Raw genomic sequence first — 527 nt, 5'->3', positions numbered from 1 at the left:
TCGCCGGAGTCTTCTGCAAAGCATACGAAAAGGCGGTCCTGCTGGACCCCACAGAAGAAAATGTCCGGATCTGGGCTAAATGCACCCGCATGACCAGGGACGAGATGGAAGATACGGTGAAAGAATCCCGTGAATTGGCGGAGGTGTTTCGGACCATTGCCGACCTCATGGAGCGCCTCCTGCCGGAGAGGGGGACGCTATGACGGAAATGAGTGTCCGCCAGTGGCAGGAGCGGTTCCGTGCCGGGGATTTTTCCTCGAAAGATCGTGCCGTTCAGTGTGAGGCCGGGTGGTATGACTGGTTCTGTCAGGATGACGCGCTGGCCGGACGGCTCCAGAAGTTGAGCAAGGTGGTCATGGGGATCACCGACCCCTATATCCTGGACCACTACTATGTCTGGTTCAAGAACAACTGCCCGCTGTCCGGCCCGCTCTATGATGACGTGCGGTTTGAACCGCTGCATGGTGACCGCAACGGGAGATATTTTGTGGTCATCCGGGACAGTCCCCATGAGACCCATAAGTGGA

The 527-nt window shown here is 57.5% G+C and carries 1 protein-coding gene and 1 pseudogene; both read left to right on the top strand.

The features are described 5' to 3' along the window. A pseudogene (locus tag B5F88_RS20095) lies at positions 1–203 on the top strand (hypothetical protein); the annotation flags it as partial. Beyond that, the coding region (locus B5F88_RS20090) for a hypothetical protein (protein ID WP_087937100.1) at positions 200–527 on the top strand (328 nt) is incomplete at its 3' end. The pseudogene B5F88_RS20095 and the gene B5F88_RS20090, both read left to right, overlap by 4 nt.

Source organism: Flavonifractor sp. An306, from assembly GCF_002159455.1.
Taxonomy (GTDB): Bacteria; Bacillota; Clostridia; order Oscillospirales; family Oscillospiraceae; genus Flavonifractor.
Note: the sequence above shows the minus strand (reverse complement) of the source record. Positions and strands in the feature narration are given on the sequence as shown.